General features: G+C 55.3%; 1 protein-coding gene. It reads right to left on the reverse strand.

Features of this window, described 5'->3' with window-relative positions:
• A partial coding sequence (locus tag HK25_RS13595; RefSeq protein WP_369824753.1) for a transposase occupies positions 1-202 on the reverse strand: 202 nt, incomplete at its 3' end.
• Positions 203-208: the final 6 nt, after the last annotated feature.

Below are 208 nucleotides of genomic sequence, written 5' to 3' on the forward strand. Positions count from 1 at the left end.
CAAGCTTTCCCGTTGCTTCAGCAAACTTTCTTGCGTGCCGCGGATTGATCCGTGAGAATGGGATACCGGCCCTGGCCAGATGACTCTCCAGTTGACGATGGAAAGGGCCGGTCGCCTCGAAGACAACATGCACAGCACGTTGCCTGCCAATCCATCGTAGAAGCGTTCTGAGGCCTTTCGTATCGTTGGAAGTCTGGATCAGGTCACC

Source organism: Acetobacter sp. DsW_059 (genome assembly GCF_002153695.1).
Classification (GTDB): Bacteria; Pseudomonadota; Alphaproteobacteria; order Acetobacterales; family Acetobacteraceae; genus Acetobacter; species Acetobacter thailandicus.